Source organism: Bradyrhizobium sp. LMG 9283, assembly GCF_045571415.1.
Taxonomy (GTDB): domain Bacteria; phylum Pseudomonadota; class Alphaproteobacteria; order Rhizobiales; family Xanthobacteraceae; genus Bradyrhizobium.
Genome location: NZ_CP120691.1, coordinates 5,440,938 through 5,459,400, shown reverse-complemented (window position 1 = coordinate 5,459,400; position 18,463 = coordinate 5,440,938). Strand labels below are relative to the sequence as shown.

General features: G+C 63.3%; 15 protein-coding genes and 2 pseudogenes. 13 read left to right on the top strand and 4 right to left on the bottom strand.

Going from position 1 to position 18,463, the window contains the following annotated elements:
- The first annotated feature begins 4 nt into the window (after positions 1-4).
- From P6U29_RS25910 to P6U29_RS25875, 8 genes and pseudogenes are all read left to right on the top strand, one after another.
- Positions 5-412, top strand: a complete 408-nt coding sequence (locus tag P6U29_RS25910) for a MaoC/PaaZ C-terminal domain-containing protein (protein WP_407112919.1) — start codon at positions 5-7, stop codon at positions 410-412.
- A 3-nt stretch (positions 413-415) separates the two neighbouring features.
- A complete protein-coding gene (locus P6U29_RS25905) occupies positions 416-847 on the top strand; it encodes a MaoC/PaaZ C-terminal domain-containing protein (protein ID WP_011086090.1) in 432 nt (143 codons plus the stop codon).
- An 8-nt stretch (positions 848-855) separates the two neighbouring features.
- Positions 856-1,797, top strand: a complete 942-nt coding sequence (locus P6U29_RS25900) for a dihydrodipicolinate synthase family protein (protein ID WP_407112918.1) — start codon at positions 856-858, stop codon at positions 1,795-1,797.
- An 11-nt stretch (positions 1,798-1,808) separates the two neighbouring features.
- Positions 1,809-2,111, top strand: coding sequence for a hypothetical protein (locus P6U29_RS25895; RefSeq protein WP_407112917.1), 303 nt, complete (start codon positions 1,809-1,811; stop codon positions 2,109-2,111).
- A 122-nt stretch (positions 2,112-2,233) separates the two neighbouring features.
- Positions 2,234-3,070, top strand: a complete 837-nt coding sequence (locus P6U29_RS25890) for an ABC transporter substrate-binding protein (protein ID WP_407112916.1) — start codon at positions 2,234-2,236, stop codon at positions 3,068-3,070.
- Positions 3,071-3,089: 19 nt separating this feature from the next.
- Complete coding sequence (locus tag P6U29_RS25885; RefSeq protein ID WP_407112915.1) at positions 3,090-3,821, top strand: amino acid ABC transporter permease; 732 nt, start codon at positions 3,090-3,092, stop codon at positions 3,819-3,821.
- A pseudogene (locus P6U29_RS25880) lies at positions 3,818-4,604 on the top strand (amino acid ABC transporter ATP-binding protein). The gene P6U29_RS25885 and the pseudogene P6U29_RS25880 overlap by 4 nt, the downstream one beginning before the upstream one ends.
- Before the next feature lie 18 nt (positions 4,605-4,622).
- Positions 4,623-5,552 (top strand): dihydrodipicolinate synthase family protein, encoded by a 930-nt coding sequence (locus P6U29_RS25875; RefSeq protein WP_407112914.1) that lies wholly within the window; start codon positions 4,623-4,625, stop codon positions 5,550-5,552.
- On the opposite strand, the gene P6U29_RS25870 is transcribed toward P6U29_RS25875, so the two are convergent.
- Together P6U29_RS25870 and P6U29_RS25865 are read right to left on the bottom strand one after the other, a co-directional pair.
- On the bottom strand, positions 5,549-7,357 hold the full coding sequence (locus P6U29_RS25870; RefSeq protein ID WP_407112913.1) for a cytosine permease: 1,809 nt from the start codon (positions 7,355-7,357) through the stop codon (positions 5,549-5,551). The genes P6U29_RS25875 and P6U29_RS25870 overlap by 4 nt on opposite strands.
- A 282-nt stretch (positions 7,358-7,639) precedes the next feature.
- Positions 7,640-8,203 (bottom strand): annotated as a pseudogene (locus P6U29_RS25865) (alpha/beta hydrolase); the annotation flags it as partial.
- Between the two features lie 295 nt (positions 8,204-8,498).
- Between P6U29_RS25865 and P6U29_RS25860 the strand changes: the two are divergent.
- The 5 genes from P6U29_RS25860 to P6U29_RS25840 all read left to right on the top strand — a co-directional run bounded on the left by P6U29_RS25860 (position 8,499) and on the right by P6U29_RS25840 (position 15,215).
- Complete coding sequence (locus P6U29_RS25860; RefSeq protein WP_407112912.1) at positions 8,499-9,941, top strand: FAD-binding oxidoreductase; 1,443 nt, start codon at positions 8,499-8,501, stop codon at positions 9,939-9,941.
- Positions 9,942-9,987: 46 nt separating this feature from the next.
- Positions 9,988-12,201, top strand: a complete 2,214-nt coding sequence (locus P6U29_RS25855) for an AAA family ATPase (RefSeq protein ID WP_407112911.1) — start codon at positions 9,988-9,990, stop codon at positions 12,199-12,201.
- Between the two features lie 101 nt (positions 12,202-12,302).
- Positions 12,303-13,316: a hypothetical protein gene (locus P6U29_RS25850; protein WP_407112910.1), complete on the top strand. Its 1,014-nt coding sequence runs from the start codon at positions 12,303-12,305 to the stop codon at positions 13,314-13,316.
- A gap of 322 nt (positions 13,317-13,638) precedes the next feature.
- Positions 13,639-14,223 (top strand): hypothetical protein, encoded by a 585-nt coding sequence (locus P6U29_RS25845; protein WP_407112909.1) that lies wholly within the window; start codon positions 13,639-13,641, stop codon positions 14,221-14,223.
- Between the two features lie 209 nt (positions 14,224-14,432).
- Positions 14,433-15,215 (top strand): LuxR C-terminal-related transcriptional regulator, encoded by a 783-nt coding sequence (locus P6U29_RS25840; protein WP_407112908.1) that lies wholly within the window; start codon positions 14,433-14,435, stop codon positions 15,213-15,215.
- Between the two features lie 15 nt (positions 15,216-15,230).
- Here the strand turns inward: P6U29_RS25840 and P6U29_RS25835 are convergent, their stop codons facing one another.
- Together P6U29_RS25835 and P6U29_RS25830 are read right to left on the bottom strand one after the other, a co-directional pair.
- Entirely contained in the window at positions 15,231-16,703 is a 1,473-nt protein-coding gene (locus tag P6U29_RS25835; protein WP_407112907.1) for an HlyD family type I secretion periplasmic adaptor subunit, read from the bottom strand.
- Positions 16,700-18,436, bottom strand: coding sequence for a type I secretion system permease/ATPase (locus P6U29_RS25830; RefSeq protein ID WP_407119425.1), 1,737 nt, complete (start codon positions 18,434-18,436; stop codon positions 16,700-16,702). Before P6U29_RS25830 ends, P6U29_RS25835 begins: the two co-directional genes overlap by 4 nt.
- Positions 18,437-18,463 lie beyond the last annotated feature (27 nt).

The following is an 18,463-nucleotide window of genomic DNA, read 5'->3' as shown; positions in this document are numbered from 1 at the left end:
ATCGATGTCTCACGCACCTCTCAAGCCCGGCACAGCCTTCGCCTTCCGCAAGACCATGACGGTCGCCGAGCAGGCGATGTTCACCGGCATCAGCGGCAATCTCGGCGGCCTCTATGTCGATGCCGTCCGCGCCAAGAAGGCGGGCGCCTCCAACATGGTGGCCTTTGAGCTCGCCGTCGGCGGTCTTGCCACCACCTGCCTCAGCCAGCTCGGTGGACCGACGCGGCGGATCGGCAGCATCGCGCTCAACTTTGCTGCGCCCGTGATCGTCGGCGAGTCCGTCGAAGCGAGGGCCGAGATCGTTTCGGTCGCCGGTGACGAGGCAACCTGCCGCGTGACTTGCACCCTGTCGCCATCCGGCACGACCGTTGTCGACGGCACCGCGACGCTGGTTCCCTTCGCGAAGGGCTGAACCATGTACGAGCCGAAATCCTTCGACGATCTCAAGGTGAATGACAGGGTCAGCCTGAGCAAGACCATCACCGAGGCGGATGGCGCGCTCTATATCGCCGCGACCGGCGATTTCGGCCCCGTTCATGTCGACGAGGTCTATGCCGGCGCGACGCGATTCGGCCGCCGGCTGGCGCCGGGGATCATGGTTGCTGGCCTCTGCACCAGCATCCTCACCAGCGAGCTGGTCGGCACCATCGGCGTGTCGGTGGAGGATCGCTTCTGGTTCACCGGGCCCGTCTTCTACGGCGACACGCTCACCTTCGACGTCTGGATCGCCGAGCAGCACGACGAGACCCGCACCATCATCTGGGAAGCGAGCGCGCGCAACGAGGGCGGCCTCGAAGTGCTGAAGGCACGCGCGAGCCTGAAATTTCCACGGCGCAAACCGTCATGAGCAAGGCGATGAAGAAACCAGACTTGCGCGGCGTCACGGTCGCGACCGTGCTGCCCTTTAAGGATGACAGCTCGATCGATTGGGACGGCTACGCCCGCGTGCTGGACTATTGCGCCTGCCCGGACGGCATCGCGGCGGTGTTCGTGAACGGGCATGCCGGCGAGGGCGGATCGCTCTCGGACGACGAGCGCCAGGCGGTGATCGAGCGGACGCGCCGGCAGATCGGCGGCAAGCCGCTACTGGCCGGCATCATCGCGCATTCCACCGCGGAAGCGATCCATCAGGCCCAGCTCGCGGAAGCGGCCGGCGCCGATTGCGCCGTGTTGTTCCCGCCCGCACCGCTCGGCGGCGGAGCCTCGGTGACCTCGCGCGCGCCGGTGGCTTTTGTGCAGGCGGTCAACTCCGCGATCGAGATCCCGGTATCGATCTTCCAGTATCCGCTGGCATCTGGCTTTGGCTACTCGCCGGAGACGCTGGCGAAGATCGCGGCGATCGATAGCGTTATCGCCATCAAGGAAGGCAGCGACACCATCTTCGCCTATGACGAGAACCGGCGGGCGGTGAAGCAGGCCGATCCTTCCGTCGCGATCCTGCCGTCGAACTTCAACTGGTTCCTGCCGCAGCTCGCCGTCGGAGGCGACGGCATTCTCTCCGGCCTCGTCAGCCTCGCGCCGCATCTGCTCGTCGCGCTGTGGCAGGCCTCGCTCGCCGACGACCTCAAGGCCATGCGCGCCGTCAACGAGCGGCTCTATCCGATCGTCCGCGCAATCTACGGACCTGCGCCGATCATGGACATGCACACGCGCATGAAAGTCGGGCTGAAGGCACTCGGCCTGATCGGCAACGCCGAGCCGCGGCCACCGCTGCTGCCGGTTCTGCCTGCGCTGTACGATGCCATTGCGACGACGGTCGGCGCGGCGCGCGCGGCCGGCGACATCCGCCTGGCATGAGGGTCGCGCCGATGCCGGACGAAGCCTTCATCCACATCGTGCGGGTCGACATCGATCCCGAGCACGAGGATGCGTTCCACACCTGGTACGAGCAGAGGCATTTTCCTGATCTGCTCGCCTGTCCCGGCTGGCTCTCGGCTAAGCGCTTCGTCTCGATCGGCGACGGTCCCAAATACGCCGCCATGTACGAAGTCGCGGGGCGATGGGCGTTCGAGACGCCGGAGTTCCTTAAGGTGAAGGGTTTTGGTCCGTTCGAATCCCTGGTGAAGAATTTCATGCGCATCCAGCTGAGGCCGATGTCGGAACCGGCCTGAGCAGATCGAAGATGATGCTGCCTGCCGTGTCGCGAGATCCGGCAGGCCGCATCCAAGAAACGGCGAGGGGGAATCCCGGGCGAGGAACTGCATCGGTCATTGGCGTCTTGCTGGAGGAATTCATGGTCTCGACACTGCTTCGCTTGAGTGCGGCCGCCGCGCTCGTTCTCGCATCCACGGCAGTGCATGCCGCCTGTACGCCCGCAATCACCGACGACAATCTGATTGCGCCCGGCAAATTGCAGCTCTCCATCAACCCGACCAATCCGCCGCAGCAATTCGTCGACAAGGACGGCCAGCTGCAGGGCCTCAACGTCGAGCTCGCCGCCGAACTCGGCAAGCGGTTGTGTCTTCCGGTCGAACTCGTCCGGATGGATTTTCCGGCGATGATCCCTGCGCTCAACGCGGCCCGCATCGACGGCATCGACACCGGCATGTTCTGGACCGAGGAACGTTCCAAGCTGATGTACATGGTGCCTTACGCGATTCAGGCCATTTCGGTCGTGGTTGCTCCCGACAGCGGCACAAAAATTGCTACCGAAAACGATCTGATCGGAAAATCATCCGCCGTTGAGGTCAGCAGTTACCAGATGAACTGGCTCAAGAAGCTCAGCGATGCCAGCGCCGCGAAAGGCGGAGCCGCCGTCGAGATGCGGACGTTCCCCACTGCCACCAACGTCGTCAGCGCGCTGCTGGCGGGACAGGTCGACAACGCCTTGCTCGTCGATAGCGTGGCGCGCGACCTCACCAGCCGCGGCCGCGTCAAGGAAGTGCTGAGCGGCCTCGGCACCGCGCGCACGACGCTGGGCTTCCGCAACAAGGCGGTGGTCGATGCCGTCGTCAAGGCGCTGAACGCGATGCGCGCCGACGGCAGCTACCAGGCGCTGTTCGACAAGTTCGGCCTGACCAGCATGCCGGCCGACCAGCCGCTTGCGATCGCCGGCCCCGGTCCGGCCTGATTCTTACGGAGACGAGCCGATGAGCCATTTCAGTCCGACGGCCGCCGTCAGCTATTTCTTCAATTACTTCCTGATGAAAGGAGTGCTCGTCACCATCGGCTTGACGGTGGCGGCGGTCGTCGGCGGATTGATCCTCGGCATGGGCATCGCGTTGCTGCGCATGTCGTCCAATCCGGTGCTCGCGGGTGCAGCGCGCTTCTACATCTGGTTCTTCCGCGGGACGCCGCTCCTGATCCAGCTGGTGGTGATCTACAGCGGCTTGCCGCAGCTGGGCATCAAGTTCAGCGTGATCACCTGCGCGCTCGTCGGCCTGATCCTCAATGAGGCGGCCTATCTCGCCGAGATCGTGCGCAGCGGCTTCATGGCGGTGTCGGCGGGACAGCGCGAGGCCGCCTGGGCGCTCAGCCTGTCGCCCTGGGTCACGTTCCGTCGCGTGACCTTGCCGCAGGCGTTCCGGTTGATGATCCCGCCGCTAGGCAACTCCATCAACTCGCTACTGAAGGCGACCTCGCTCGCCTCCGTGATCTCGGTCGAGGAGCTCATGCGCCGCAGCGACATGCTGATGCAGGAGCATTTCCAGATCTTGGAAGTCTATGCGGCGGCAACGGCGTATTACCTGATCCTCACATCGGTCTGGGACGCGGTTCAACGCCGGCTTGAGAAGCATTTCAGTCGCTCGAGCGCGGCGAAAACCAGGCGCGTCGCAGCGAGCGCGCCGGTCGCACAGGCGAGTGTGGAGGCCCGCGCATGAGCGAGATATCGATGACCTCGGCCGAAGGTGCAACAGTGCAGACGCAACTCGGTGAGGTTCCCGCGGTCCGTATGGAGGCAGTCTACAAGCACTATGGCGATTTCACCGCGCTCGACCAGATCGATCTCAAGGTCGCCAAGGGCGAGAAGATCGTGATCTGCGGTCCCTCCGGCTCGGGCAAGTCAACGCTCATCCGCTGCATCAATCACATCGAGAAGCACGACGACGGGCTGATCTACGTCAATGGCACCGAACTCGATCGCCAGCGCAAGAACATCGACACGGTCAGGCGCGACACCGGCATGGTGTTCCAGAGCTTCAATCTGTTTCCGCACAGTGCTGGAAAATTGCATCCTGGCGCCGATGACCGTGAACGGTATGTCGGAGGCCGAGGCCAGGGACCTCGCCATGCATTTCCTGACCAAGGTCCGGATTCCCGATCAGGCCGAAAAATTCCCCGGGCAGCTCTCCGGCGGCCAGCAGCAGCGCGTCGCGATCGCACGCGCGCTGTGCATGCGGCCGAAGATCATGCTGTTCGACGAGCCGACTTCCGCGCTCGACCCGGAAATGGTCAAGGAGGTGTTGGAGACCATGAAGAAGCTGGCGGAAGAGGGCATGACCATGCTGTGTGTGACCCACGAAATGGGCTTTGCCCGCGAGGTCGCCGACCGTATCGTGTTCATGAACGAGGGCAAGGTGGTCGAGCAGGCCGCGCCCGAGGAATTCTTCAAGCATCCGAAGTCCGAACGGGCGCGGACGTTCCTCGACCAGATCATTCACTAGGTGGCGATGTCGGCCGGGATGCGGAGATTCAGCGATCGCCTGCGCGGCATTCACGCCGCCACCATCGTGCCGATGACTCCCGATTTCGAGGTCGACGAGGCGCAGCTCGCAGCCCATCTCGCATCGGTTGCGTCCACGCCTGGCATCAACGGGCTCCTGGTCAACGGCCACGCCGGTGAGAACTTCGTGCTGTCGCTGGCCGAGAAGCGGCGCGTGGTGGAGCTGGCGCGCCGGCACGCGCCGAAGGACTGCCTGATCGTCTCCGGGGTCAATCATGAATCGAGCCTGGAGGCCGTGCGCGAGGCGACTGCGCTGGAACAGGCCGGCGCCGACGGGCTGCTGGTGTTACCACCCAACAGCTGGGCGCTCGGCCACGCCGACGATTGCGTGATCGAGCATCACCGCCGCATCCGCGATGCGACGACAGTGCCGCTGATGCTCTACGCTGCGCCGGTCGGCGCGGGCGCAATGGCCTACGCGCCGCCGCTGCTTACGCGGCTTGTCGCCGATCCCCGTTTCGTTGCGGTGAAGGAAGGCAGCTGGGAGGTTGCGGCCTACGAACAGAATCTGCGGCTGATTGGGAAGCTGCGACCGGACTTCGTCGTGCTCGGCTCGGGCGACGAACATCTGCTGACGAGCTATCTCATCGGCTCGGCCGGCAGCCAGGTCAGCCTCGCCTGTGTGGTACCGGAGCTTGTGGTCGACCTCTGGGTTGCGGCCGAAGCCGGCGATTGGGAGCGTTCACGCGCCGCGCATGAGAAGCTGTATCCACTGGCGGTCGCGATCTACCGCGACCCTCCGGGAGGACGCGCGACCGTGCGGCTCAAGGCCTGCCTGAAGCTGCTCGGGCGTCTGCCATGCGACTCGGCGCGGCCGCCGCAACCGGCGGCGACACGGGGTGAGTTGCAGGCGCTAGAGCAGGCACTGCGCGTCGCCGGCGTGCTTTAGGCAACGAAGAACCATGCCGGCACGCTGCCGCCGGCGGAGAACAGCGCTCCCGGCACGACGACGGGAAAATAGAGCGTGCTGCCAGTACCGAGCTCCTCGTGTCCATGTTGCCGCCGAACGCTCGCGGCTCCTTCGAGGACAGCCGGCCCATGACGGCGGCGGTGCGACCCGGCCCGCGGAAGGCACTTGACCTCCGCATGTCCGGGAACGATGTCGTAGCCGAGCGACGGATCGGGCAGATCGTCGGGCTCGCCCGAGAGCGTCTCGATGGTCACCCGGTCTCCGGATGCGATCAGGAGCACTGGTTTCAGTCGTCCATCCCACAGTCCCCACCGCACGTTGCCGGGCGTAGATCGCAGAACGTGGTCCATCGATTTGCTCGCCGCTAGCTGCCTGCGCTGCTCGCGACGATCGAGGAGGGCGACGTCACGAAACTTGCCGAGCGCAAGATAGACGAGGCCCGCAACCCCGATGCCAAACAGCCAACTCAGATCGGCGCCGCCGAGCAGATTGATCGAAATCGGGCCCTGAAGCGCGCCGACCAGGCCGTCCTCCACCAGCCATCCGGCGACCAAGCCCGCGCAGAACGCGACCATGCCGGCCCAGTTGATGTCGCCATAGGCGCTGGTCTCCGGCGAGCGATAGAGCTCGGCGATGTCGATCTTGCCCTTTCGCTTGATGAAGAAGTCGGAGAGCACCACGCCGGCCCATGGGCTCATCCACAGCAGCAGACTGATCATCCAGTTGTCGAACGCTTTCGCAAAGGACGGCGCGAAGATGAAATACAGCGTGACCAGATAGCCCGCGACGCCCACGATGACGGTGAGCCAGAAGCGCGAGAACTTCAGCCCCGCGCTCAGCGCGGCCAGCGTCGCCGAGTAGACGTTGAGGATGTTGGTCGCGATCGGACCGTGCAGCACCATCAAGAGCACGAGGATGCTGACCGGTCCGCCGAACACCGCGCTGACCATTTTCGCAGGATCGGTGTCCAGCGTCGTCGAGGCGATGGTCGCACCTAAGATGCCGAGCCAGACCGTCGGCACGAACATGCCGACATAGCTGTACCAGAACACTGATTTCGACGGCACGCTTTTCGGCACGAAGCGCGAATAGTCGGAGGCCCAGGTCACCCAGGAGATGCCCCAGCCGACGCCGATCGCGGTCATCAGCAACGTCAGCATCGCCAGATGCGCGCCCGGCGGCAGCGAGGTCGTCAGGCTCCAGTTTACGACGCCGGGTCGCGTCCACGCGAGCACGCTCATCAGCACCATGATGGCGATGGTCGGCGGCACCGTGTATTTCTCGAAGGTGCGGATCGCGTAGAAGCCGTAGATGCCGATCAGCACCTGCACGGCCATCACCAGCGTGATGACGACGATCTCGACGAACCAGGTATCGGGCACGCCGAACTGGCCGAGGATGCCCATCGACACCTTCACCGGGAAGTAGGTGTTCACGCCGATCCAGCCCAGCGTCATCAGGAACATCAGAATGCTGGGCAGGTAGGCGCCGCGGACGCCGAAGGCGGAGCGGCTCAGCACCATCTGGTTGACGCCGGTCTTGTGTCCCATCACCGTGAAGGTCGCGAAGATCGCGCATCCCACGATGTTGCCGAGCACGATGACCGAGATCGTCTCCATCAGGCCGAGTTTCAAGATGATGCCGAGCGCACCGAGCGCCCAGTTCACCGGCGCGATATTGGCGCCGGCCCAGATCCACATCTGCTGCGGCCCGGTCGAGTCCCGGTCCGCATCGGGAATTGGCTCGATGCTGTGAATATCAGCGCGAAGTTCGGAATCCGTCATGACATCCCCCAATACGAAGCACGCTTCGCATCGTCGCAGCATAAATCGTGCCATTGGTTGCAGAGCGCTTGGGGCCGGGTGCGCGCCGATGCCGACCGCGGCGTGCGGATCACGGGCGGGCAAATCTGGATCGGGGTGCAGGAGCGGCAGCCGGGGCGATGATGGCATCATGCCCCTGTTTTGCCCGACGAGTCAAAGCCGTCGACGACGTCGATTAGCCGTCAAGATTCGTCTTTGAAAACAACGGCGTTCTACTGTGCATGGGGTTGTTTTCGCAGTTTTTTAATCCAGCAGTCGCCGGGCGGCGTCCACCACAACGCCGTCCGGCCGCCGCAGCGCCTCGAGGATGGTGAAATGGTCGGCGCCGTCGACCGCAATGAGCTTGCCCGGCGCCTTCGCCGCCGCGCGCTTCTCGTGGAAGTCGATTGAATCGCACACGAGCGCCGGCAGCTCGCCGCTGCCATAGGCGATGTCGAGACGCTTCGGTGTGACGGGCAGGCGCAGCGGCGAAAGCGCGGCGATCTCCTCGTCCGTCAGCTTCAGCGCATTGTTGAGGCCGGTATCGCGGATCGGCGCCAGATCGTAGACGCCTGAGATCGCCAGTCCCGCATGGACACTCGGATGGTCCAGCGCCATCGCGACGAGATGGGCGCCGGCGGACCAGCCCGACAAGACGACCGGCCCGGCAACGCCATAGGACGCGCCATTTGCGGCGAGTCGGTCGAGCGCGCGCGGGACCTCGGCGACGATGTCGGTGAGGGACACCTCCGGCGCCAGCGAATAGCCGGGAATGGCAACCGACCAGCCATGGGCGGCGATACCTTCGGCGAGCGGACCTCCGAGCTCCCCGTGCGGACCGGATTTTCTTGGTTTGGTTTGCAGGTGACGGAAAGCGCGGCCCGCGCGGGCTTGTCAGCGCTCCTCGTCCGCGAGACACTCTGTCGCAGAACCATTTGTTTTGCCGGAGGACTAACCTCTAGGCGGAAATCTACCGTTCGCAATGTCGAACGGCGTGCAGCAGGGTGATTCTGCGCCGCGTCGGTTGCAAGAGCCGTGGGCGTGGCCGCCCCTTCTGCTGATCCGTCCAAGAGCATAAGAGCTGACTGCCGAAATTCTGACCGCTAGTCACGGAGGAGATGCCATGGCAGAGATCCGGCTGGCCTCGCTGCAGGGCGGGGCGATTACGCTTGAAAGCGATGCAATTGCTGCCTTTCGCCAAACCTTGCGAGGCAACGTCTGTCTGGCCGAAGAGCCGGGCTACGATGAAGCACGCACGATCTGGAATGCGATGATCGATCGCCGCCCAAGCGCGGTCGTGCGCTGCAGAGGGGCCGCAGACATCATTCGTGCCGTGCGGCTTGCGCGTGAGCACGGCCTCTTGGTCGCCGTGCGCGGCGGCGGCCATAACATCGCGGGCAATGCTGTTTGTGACGGGGGGCTCCTGATCGATCTTTCGCTGATGCGCTCCGTCCGGGTTGATCCATTTCACCGCACCGCGCGCGTGGACCCGGGGGCAACGCTTGGCGACTTCGACAAGGAGGCGCAAGCTTTTGGCCTTGCGACCCCGCTCGGGATCAACTCGACGACTGGCGTTGCGGGATTGACGCTGGGCGGCGGCTTCGGATGGCTTAGCCGCAAGTACGGGCTTGCCGCCGACAACCTGATCTCGGCCGACGTGGTGACGGCCGAAGGCGAGCTCGTCCGGGCAAACATCGCCGAGAAGACCGACCTGTTCTGGGCGCTGCGCGGAGGCGGAGCCAATTTCGGGGTGGTGAGTTCGTTCGAGTTCCGCCTGCATCCTGTTGGTCCGATGGTTCTGGCCGGACTCATCGTCCATCCCTTTTCGCGGGCGAAGGAGCTGCTGACGGGCTATCGCGACGTCGCCGCCAAGGCGCCCGACGAACTGACGGTGTGGGTGGTGCTCAGGCAGGCACCGCCGCTGCCGTTCTTGCCAGCTGAGGTTCACGGCAAGGAGATTGTCGCGTTCGCCGTCTGCTACACGGGAGATGAGAACGAGGGCAAGCGTGCACTGGAGCCGTTGCGCGCGCTCGGAGAGCCGATCGCCGACGTGATCGGCATGCAGCCGTTCGCGGCTTGGCAGACCGCATTTGACCCACTGCTCACGCCCGGCGCCCATAATTACTGGAAGTCGCACAATTTTGTTGAGCTGAACGATGGCCTCCTCGACACGCTGGCAAGCCATACGACAAACCTGCCGACCGCGGAATGCGAGATTTTCATTGGTCAGCTTGGTGGCGCCACCAGTCGCATGGCCGTCGACGCCACGGCGTTCCCCCACCGCGATGCGAAGTATGTCATGAACGTTCACACACGATGGCGCGATCCGGCGGATGAGCAACGTTCGATCGCCTGGGCGCGCAGGCTCTTCACTGAGACCGCGCCTCACGCAACCGGCGGCGTCTACGTCAACTTCATGCCGGGGGACGAGATCGATCGCGTAGCCGGCGCCTACGGCCCGAACTACGATCGTCTTGCCTCGCTGAAGGCCAAGTACGATCCCGGCAACCTGTTCCGGCTCAACCAGAACGTCAGGCCGGCCGCTGCACAGCGACCGGCCGCCTGATAAGAGGAGGAGGGGATCCGTAACCGAGGGGGCTACGGAGACGAAGTTGGATATCGGAGAATGGCTGCGCAGGCTGGGCCTGCAATCCTATGAGCAGACGTTTCGCGACAACGGAGTTGACCTTGAGATCCTGCCCCACCTGACGGTTGAAGATCTCAAGGAGATTGGAGTCCAGGCTGTCGGCCACCGGCGGAAGCTTCTCGATGCAATCGGCCTGTTACCAGCGGAGCTGGCGGCGGCGCGGCCCTCCGCGTCGGTGGAGCGCCGTCAGCTCACGCTCATGTTCGTCGACCTCGTCGGCTCGACCGACCTCAGCCGCCGTCTCGATCCCGAGGAGCTGCGCGAGGTCATGCGGGCCTACTCGAACACGGTGGCGGGAGAGATTGCGCGACTGGAGGGCCACGTCGCGAAGTTTCTGGGAGACGGCGTGCAGGCCTATTTCGGCTGGCCGCGCGCAAGCGAAGATGCGGCAGAACAAGCTGTCCGGGCGGGACTTGCGGTCGCAACAGCGGTCAGCGGCATGTCGTCAGGCGCAGGAGGCCTGCTGGCAGCACGCGTCGGCATCGCCACCGGGCTTGTCGTGGTGGGTGATCTGCTCGGGGAAGGTGCTGCGAAGGAGGAAGCAATCACTGGGGAAACGCCTAATCTCGCGGCCCGTCTGCAACAGGTTGCGGAGCCCGGTACGGTCGTTATCGCCGACAGCACGCGCCGCCTGGTCGGCGATCTCTTCGACCTTATTGAGCTCGGTTCCCTTCGGCTCAAGGGCTTTCCCGATCCGGTGCAAGCTTGGCGGGTCATCGGCGAAGGCCGGGCAGAGAGTAGGTTCGAGGCTTTGCATGGAGCCCACGTCACGCCACTCGTCGGGCGCAGCGAGGAGCTCGATTTGACGCTGTCACGGTGGCAGCTTGCCAAAGGAGGGGCTGGACAGGTCGTCTTGATTTTTGGCGAGCCAGGAATCGGAAAATCACGATTGGTGCTCGCGCTGCGAGAACGGCTACAGGCCGAACAAATCACGCTCGTTAGCTACGCCTGTTCGCCGCATCACCTAAACAGCCCGCTCTTTCCCTTCATCTCGCAGCTTGAGCGGGAGGCGCGGTTCGCACCTGAGGACGCCGCGGAAACACGGCTCAAGCGGCTCGAATTACTTCTTGGCGAAAATGGTGAAGGGCTGTCTAGCGATGCAATCCAGCTTCTTGCCGATCTGCTCGGTATTCCAACTGAGAGGCCGAGTACCCAGCCAGAGATGTCGCCACAGCAAAGGAAGGCGCTCCTGTTCCGCACCTTTCTGGCCCGACTCGATCGACTTGCCGCTCGCGGCCCGGTGCTGATGGCGCTTGAAGATGCGCACTGGCTCGATCCCACTTCGCGCGAGCTGTTCGACCAGATCGTGGATCGTCTTCAGGACCTGCAAGTGCTGGTCGTGGCCACGTTCCGCCCGGAACTCCCGCCACCATGGATCGGGTTTCCGCACGTCACGTTGCTCATGCTAAACCGCCTGCCACAGGCGCAGGTGGTTGTACTCGTTGACCGGATCACCGAAGGCAAAGCGCTTCCCGCCGAGGTCCTCGACCAGATTCTGGCGCGGACCGAGGGTGTGCCGCTCTTTACCGAGGAGCTCACGAAGGCCGTTCTTGAAGCCGGGATCCTCCGCTACACCGGCGCTCGCTACGTGCTCGCTGGAGCATTCCCGTCCTTGGCGATCCCGGCGACGCTGCACGATTCGTTGATGGCGCGGCTTGACCGTCTTGCTCCGGTCAAGGAGGTCGCCCAGATCGGAGCCTGTATCGGCCGTGAGTTCGATCACGAATTGCTTGCTGCGATCGTGTCGATGCCAGGTGGGGAGCTTGCCGCGGCGCTTGACCGCCTGGTAGCGGCAGAGCTCGTTTTCCGGCGCGGCCTCGCGCCTGCCGCGACCTATGTCTTCAAGCACGCCCTGGTGCGCGATGCCGCCTACGAAAGCCTGCTCAAGCGGCGCCGCCAGGAGCTGCACGCGCGGATTGCCACATCGATCGAAGCGCTCTTTCCGCAACTTGTCGAAGCACAGCCGGAGCTGGTCGCTCGTCACTTTGGCGAGGCGGGATTGGCCGAGAAGGCCATTCCATACTGGCTGAGGGCCGGCCGCCTCGCAGCCGCCCGATCGGCGAATATGGAGGCAATTGCCCATCTGAGATCGGGGCTCGAGTGCGCCCAAGCACTTCCTGCTGGAGCATCACGCTCGCGCTTCGAGATGCCCTGCAGCTTGGGCTTGGCGGCCCGCTGATTGCAACAAAAGGATCTGCTTCGCGCGAGGCAGAAGCGGCGTTCCAGCGCGCACACGAGCTCAGCCGCGAGCTGCAGAGCGAGGCTGATCTCTCCGCCGCGTTGAAGGGGCTTGGCCACGTCTACCACGTGCGCGCCAACCTGCGCGAGGTCACAAGCCTCGTCGAGGAGACGGAGGCGCTAGCGAAACGAAGCGGTGATCCCGTGCGTCAAGCCGAAGCCGATCATCTTGCGGGAGTGCTCTCATTCCACCTCGGCCAGTTTCAATTCTCGCGCGACCGGTTCGAGAGAAGCGCACAAGCCGGCGAATACCGCGGTCGCTATTATTCCGAGGTCTACGGAATTGATATGAGCGTATTCTGCCGCGCCTACATGAGCCATTGCGATTGGCATCTCGGCTATCCCGTTCGTAGCCTTGGGATTGCTGAGAAAGGGCTCGCCGTCGCGCGTGAGATTTCACATCCATTCAGCATCGCGCTCGCGCTCAACTATCTGGCGATGCTATATCAATTCCGGCAAGAGCCCGATGCCGCACTGAAAGCAGCTGCAGTGTCACGCGACATCTGCACCGAGTACCGCTTCGACTACTATGGCGCATGGGCCAGCCTCGTTCGCGCCTGGGCGATCGCTGAATCCGGCAGGCTTGAGGAAGGTCTTGCCGACTTTGATGCTGGGCTTGAGGATTTCCGACGTACAAGTGCGGGGCTACGTATTCCGCACCATCTTGGCTTGCTCGCGGCGCTTCATCGCAAGGCTGGAAACGCCATGGCCGGGCTTCGGGTCATCGACGAAGCGGTAGCAATTGCGGACGCCAGTCTCGAGAGCTGGTGCGCCGTCGAACTTCACCGGGAGCGCGGTGAACTGCTGTTGCTGGCAGCCGGGGAGGAGGCCGAAAATCAAGCGGACGCGGAGTTCGAGGCCGCGAGTGAAATTGCCGCTGCCCAGGGTGCAAGGCTGCCCGAGCTTCGCGCAAGCGTTGCGCGCGCCAGACTCCAGGCGGCACGCGGCATGCGGCGAGAGGCGCGCGACGCTCTTGTGCCGATCTACAGCTGGTTCAGCGAGGGCTTGGAAACACGCGATCTCGTGGAAGCTCGCAAGTTGCTGGCAGACCTGTGACGAAGTTGCCGCAATAACGCCCCATCTCCCGTCCGCTAGCGCGCCGCGCCATCGTTCTGCGATGCGGTGATCAGTTCGGTAAGGGTTGTGCGCTGACCTGGGTTGAGCAGCAATCGGAGAAGATTTCATCCCCGGCTGTCGCTCGGCGAGATGACAAAACGGGCTTTCCGCACGGCCTGGAGCCGGACCGGCCCGCCCCGGCAGTGCCGGGCAACCTTCCGCGCTTAATGAACGCTTAACGCTTTTGCGCAACAGATAGATCACCAGCGCGGAATTAGTCCTAGTTACGATTGCGAGCCGAGTTCCCGAGGAGGGGAATCGGATGGGACTGCTTTTTGTTGGAGTGCTGGCAGGAATTCTGGTCGGCTTTGGCTGGTTCGCGCCGTCCCGAGGATATTTCCTTGGGTGTGCGGCGCGACCCTGTTTCGACAGGGTTGCAGTCGCCCGACCCGCAGAGCCAACGCCGGCGGCGTTGGCGCCAACTCCTGCGATTGTCAAATCGAATTCTGCAACCTCGGCAAAGTCCGGCAAGAGGCCATCCCCGAAGAGACGCGGATCGGCCGATCTCGCCAAGGCGGCCGCCCCGCGCACGAGGATCAGCGACCCGGCGCCCGAACGCCCGGCGGCAAGGTCAGATACTGTCCTGGACAGGGCAAAGGTCACGATCGCATCGAAGATGGACGATCCAGGATCGGCCGAGTTCAGCGATATGAAGCGCGCAATGCGATTGAACATGTTTGGGCGCGCTGTGGATACGATTTGCGGTCGTGTGAAAGGAAGAAACGCGTCAGGCGGCGAGACTGGAGAGAAACCGTTTCTTTATCTCGTGAAGGAGGACGAAGCATACGTCGTCGACGGCAAGTCGGGGTCGGCGGCGTCAACCGCGTATCGAAATATCTGCAATTGAGGGGATGCGTCGACCGCGCCACGGTGCGGCACGCGTCCATGTGATTTGAGCGGAAAGAACTTCCACCCGGGCGTCAGACTATTCCGCAGTGGATACGATCCTAATGTTGGCACTGCGCGTGACGATGCATTCAGGATGAATGCCGCAACGGGAATACACAGCACGGATCGTGGGACTGTGGCAGAGATTCTTTTCATTCCGAGGAAATCATGGATGACCTAACCAACTTCTCAAAACGGCTCAATGGATCGCTTCACTTGCCGGTTCTGGTGATCATCGAGCCCCTTCTATTGCCTCGCACATGCATTCTGAACGTCTTCAGGCGGGAATTGGCCGAATTCGAGATCCTTGACATGGCAACGGTCCAAAGCCTGGACAGCGCGTCAGCTCGCGATGTTCGTCTGGTGTTGCTGAGTATCGCGGACAAGCCTATCGGCGATCCCTCGGTTGAGGACGATCTCGCCTTCGTCGCGGAGTGCTGTCCCAACGCGGCCGTTGCAATCCTGTCAAACCATGACGACGAGCCGACCGCGCAGGCCGCGATGCAGCGGGGTGTGCGCGGTTTTCTCCCCACCTCGCTGCCAATAGAGGTCGTCATCGCCGGCCTGCGCCTTGTTCTTGTCGGAGGCTGCTACAGGCCGTTGCCGGTCGCTGGAATAAACAGGATACCGGGTTTCGAGCCACCGGATGCGCGTCGGCTTGCGTCCGCATATCTGACGAACGAAGCAGCCAGGGCGGCTATCGACAGGAGCTTGACCGATTTCACGCCTCGAGAGCAGCAGGTTCTGGCGGAACTGGAGCTCGGCCTGCCCAACAAGCTGATCGCCGCCAAAATGAACCTCTCGGAAAGCACCGTTAAAATGCACATTCAGCATATCATGAGGAAATGTGCCGCTCACAATCGCACGGAAGCGGTCCTCCGCTGGCGTGGCCGGTTGCCCGCGCAGAGTCGTGATCACGATGCGGGCGCAGCCTCAACGCCGGAGACCTAATCAGGCGGAGCTGGATCAATCCTCTCTGAATGCACCGCGGAAGCTGTCGAGCAGGGGGCTCAGCGCGTAAAGGGCAACGGTGCCGCGCCCCGTGGTGATGAACACTTGAACGGGCATGCCGGGAACGATCCGGATGCCGTTTGCAGCCATCTGGGCGTCGTCGATCCGAATCCTGGTCGCGTAGTATGGCTGGTCGGTACGCTTGTCGAGGAGCCGGTCTGCGGATACGTGCACGACGGTTCCCTTTAGGCGCGGCACGCGACGCTGATTGTACGGTACGAGATGCACCTCGGCATTGAGGCCGGGATGAACCACGTCGATGTCCTCCGGCCGCAGGCGGGCGGTCACGATGAGGCGGTCTTGCCGGGGCACCAGGTCCATGAGCGGAGCGCCAGCCCCGATGACGCCGCCGGTCGTATGAATCCGCAGATCAGTTATCACGCCGTCCTCGGGCGCCTTGACCTCCGTTCGGGTTAGTTGGTCCCTGGCCGCAAGCAACCGTTCGCGGAGTTGAAATATCTGGTTCTGTGCTTCGCGAAGCGATTGTGCGATCTCGTTCTGCCTTTCGCTCTCGAGCTTGAACAAATTTGCCCGCGACTCGTTGATGACCTGCCCGGCGCGAGAAATCTGCGCCGCGATCTCACCACGGCGCCCCTCAACGTCGGCCAGTTCACGCTGCAGATTCAGAAGCCGTGGCCGCCGTTCGAGTCCTTTGTTGACGAGGGTCGTGACCATATCGAGTTCTTCCCGGACGATGTCGCTTCGCTGCCCGGTGGCGCTCTCCTGAGCCTTGAGACCTTCGATCTCCTTCTCGACCTGATGCCTCCGCTCGCGAATGACCGCAAGCTGCGACTCGTGAACCTGCCGGCGTGCCTGGAAAATGAACTGCTGCGCCGACAGCGCAGCGGCCGCCGCCCCATTCTGTTGGCTGTCCTGGTCCAGCGTGCTCGGGACTGCGATCCTCTCAAATCTCTCCTGCTCGGCCTGAAGTCGCGCGGCACGAGCAATTGCATCCCACAACTGGCCCTGAAGACTTTGCACCTCCGAATCGGCGCGAGTGTCGTCCAGCGTGATCAGTGTTTGCCCGCTTCGCACGACATCGCCGTCGGAAACCAAGATGCTCCTGACGATACCGCCTTCCAGATGCTGGATCGTCTTGCGGTTCGATTCCGATTCCACGACGCCAGACGCGATTGCGGCGCTCTCAAGTGGCGCGAAGCTCGCCCATGTGCCAAGCCCAAGCATGAAGCCGAGCACCAGCAGATTGCCCGCGAGGGTGATCCCGCGAAGCCTGGCGCGCGGAGAGACCGGTGTGGGGGTCGAGCACCATGGAAATTCGAGAGGCTCGAAATCGTCGATTGCGGTAACAACGCCCCCAAGTCGCCCGGCGAGCGGGGGGCGTACGGGTGTTCGCGTGATCTGGTCCCAGATCATGGGAAGTTGCGAGACCGCGGGAAGCTTCCAGCTTGTGGGAAAATGCCAGATCATGGCGCAACTTGCGACCTAACCTGGGGCCGAGCCAAGTGCCGTTCAAAGATTTCCTCGCTGTCGCCGAACGCGACGACCGCACCGCCTTCCATGATGGCGATCTTGTCCGTGGCTGCGAGGAGACCCATCCGGTGAGTGACGACGACCAGGACGACATTTTCGCGCTTCATGCGCTCGATGGCATCCAGCAGCATTCGCTCGCCCCCGTAGTCGAGGCTGGCGTTCGGCTCGTCTAGAACAACGAGGCGCGGACTGCCGAAAAAGGCTCGGGCCAGACCGAGGCGCTGCCGATATCCGCGCGAGAATGAGTTTTCACTGTGAACCACTGTGTCGTACCCGAGCGGTAGGCGCATGATCGCCTCATGGATTCCGACGAGCTTGGCCGCATCGACGACCTTCCGCCGATCGACGGCATCAAGCCGCGCGATGATGTCGTTTATGGTGTCGCCGAGCAGATTGATGTCCTGGGGCAGATATCCCAGATGTTGGCCGCTTCGTTGCTCGCGAAGCAGCGAGACGTCGGTACTGTCGAGGCGGACACCGCCATGCGTTGGCATCGACAGCCCGGCGATCACTTGGCCAAGCAGGGACTTGCCAGAACCGGACGGACCGATAATGCCAAGGCACTCTCCGGGCGCGAGGCTGAACGAGACATCTTTCAGCAGAAAGTGGTCGGGCCCCGGTAGCTTTACGCCAACATTGTCAACGACGAGACCGTTCCGCGCTTGTCGCGGCGAGATCTCCGTATCCTGCTGCTCGGTGGCGGGGAATGCGGCGAGAAGAGCGCCGAGCCGCTGACAGGCACTCACGGCCGTAACGAGCGATTTCCAGCCTGCGATTGCACTCTCGACTGGCGCGAGCGCCCGGCTGAACATCAGCGTAGAGGCAAAGATGATCGCCGGACTTTTCCCGTGATCAAGGACGAGCCACGCGGCTGCTCCCATGATCAGGACTTGCGACAGCGCGCGGACCGGTTTGGTGGCCAACATCACGATCTCGCCTCGGCGGAGTGCCTCGTCGTGCTCTCTGCGGGCGTCCTCCGCGTCGTGGTAGATCGCTCGCGCTGCACTCTCGAACATTCCCATGGCGCGGATCATGTGGACGTTGCCGGCGGCAGCCTGAAGGCGGCCGTAGCTTCTGGACAGCGCAGCGCTGGATTTGAGCAGAACGTTCTCGGTCACCAGATCTCCGACAACCGTGAGAGCGAATAGGAAGGCCACGCAGCAGGCGCCCACCACGCCAAGCAGGGGATGGATCAGAAAGAGGACCAGGAGGAACAGGGGCGCCCAGAGCGCGTCGAACAGCATCGGACATGCGCCGGATTCCACGGACTGGCGCAGGATCGTGAGATCCCGATATGCGTCCGAGGCCCGCGTCCAATCGCTGCGAAGCGCGGATTCGAGGCTGGCCGAAAGCACGCAAGCACGAAGCCGATCGTCGAGCCAGGAGCCAAGCCGGCCCAGGACAGCACGCCGCAATGCATCGAACACGCCGCCGACCACGACCGTGATCGCGACAATGAGCGTGAGCAGAAGCAGTGTGTCGCCGCTCCGGCTCGACAAAACCCTGTCGTAGATCTGAAGAAGGTAGATGGAGGGCGCAAACAGAAGCAAATTGTAGCTGCAACTATATGCGAATACGAGACCAAGCGGTCCCGCACAGGACCAGAGGGCCGCGTGCAGCGGCGTACGGATTGGCGGCAGGATGGGCAATCGAGTGGGCGGCACCAGCATGATCGTCACCGCCTGAAATCGAGGTCC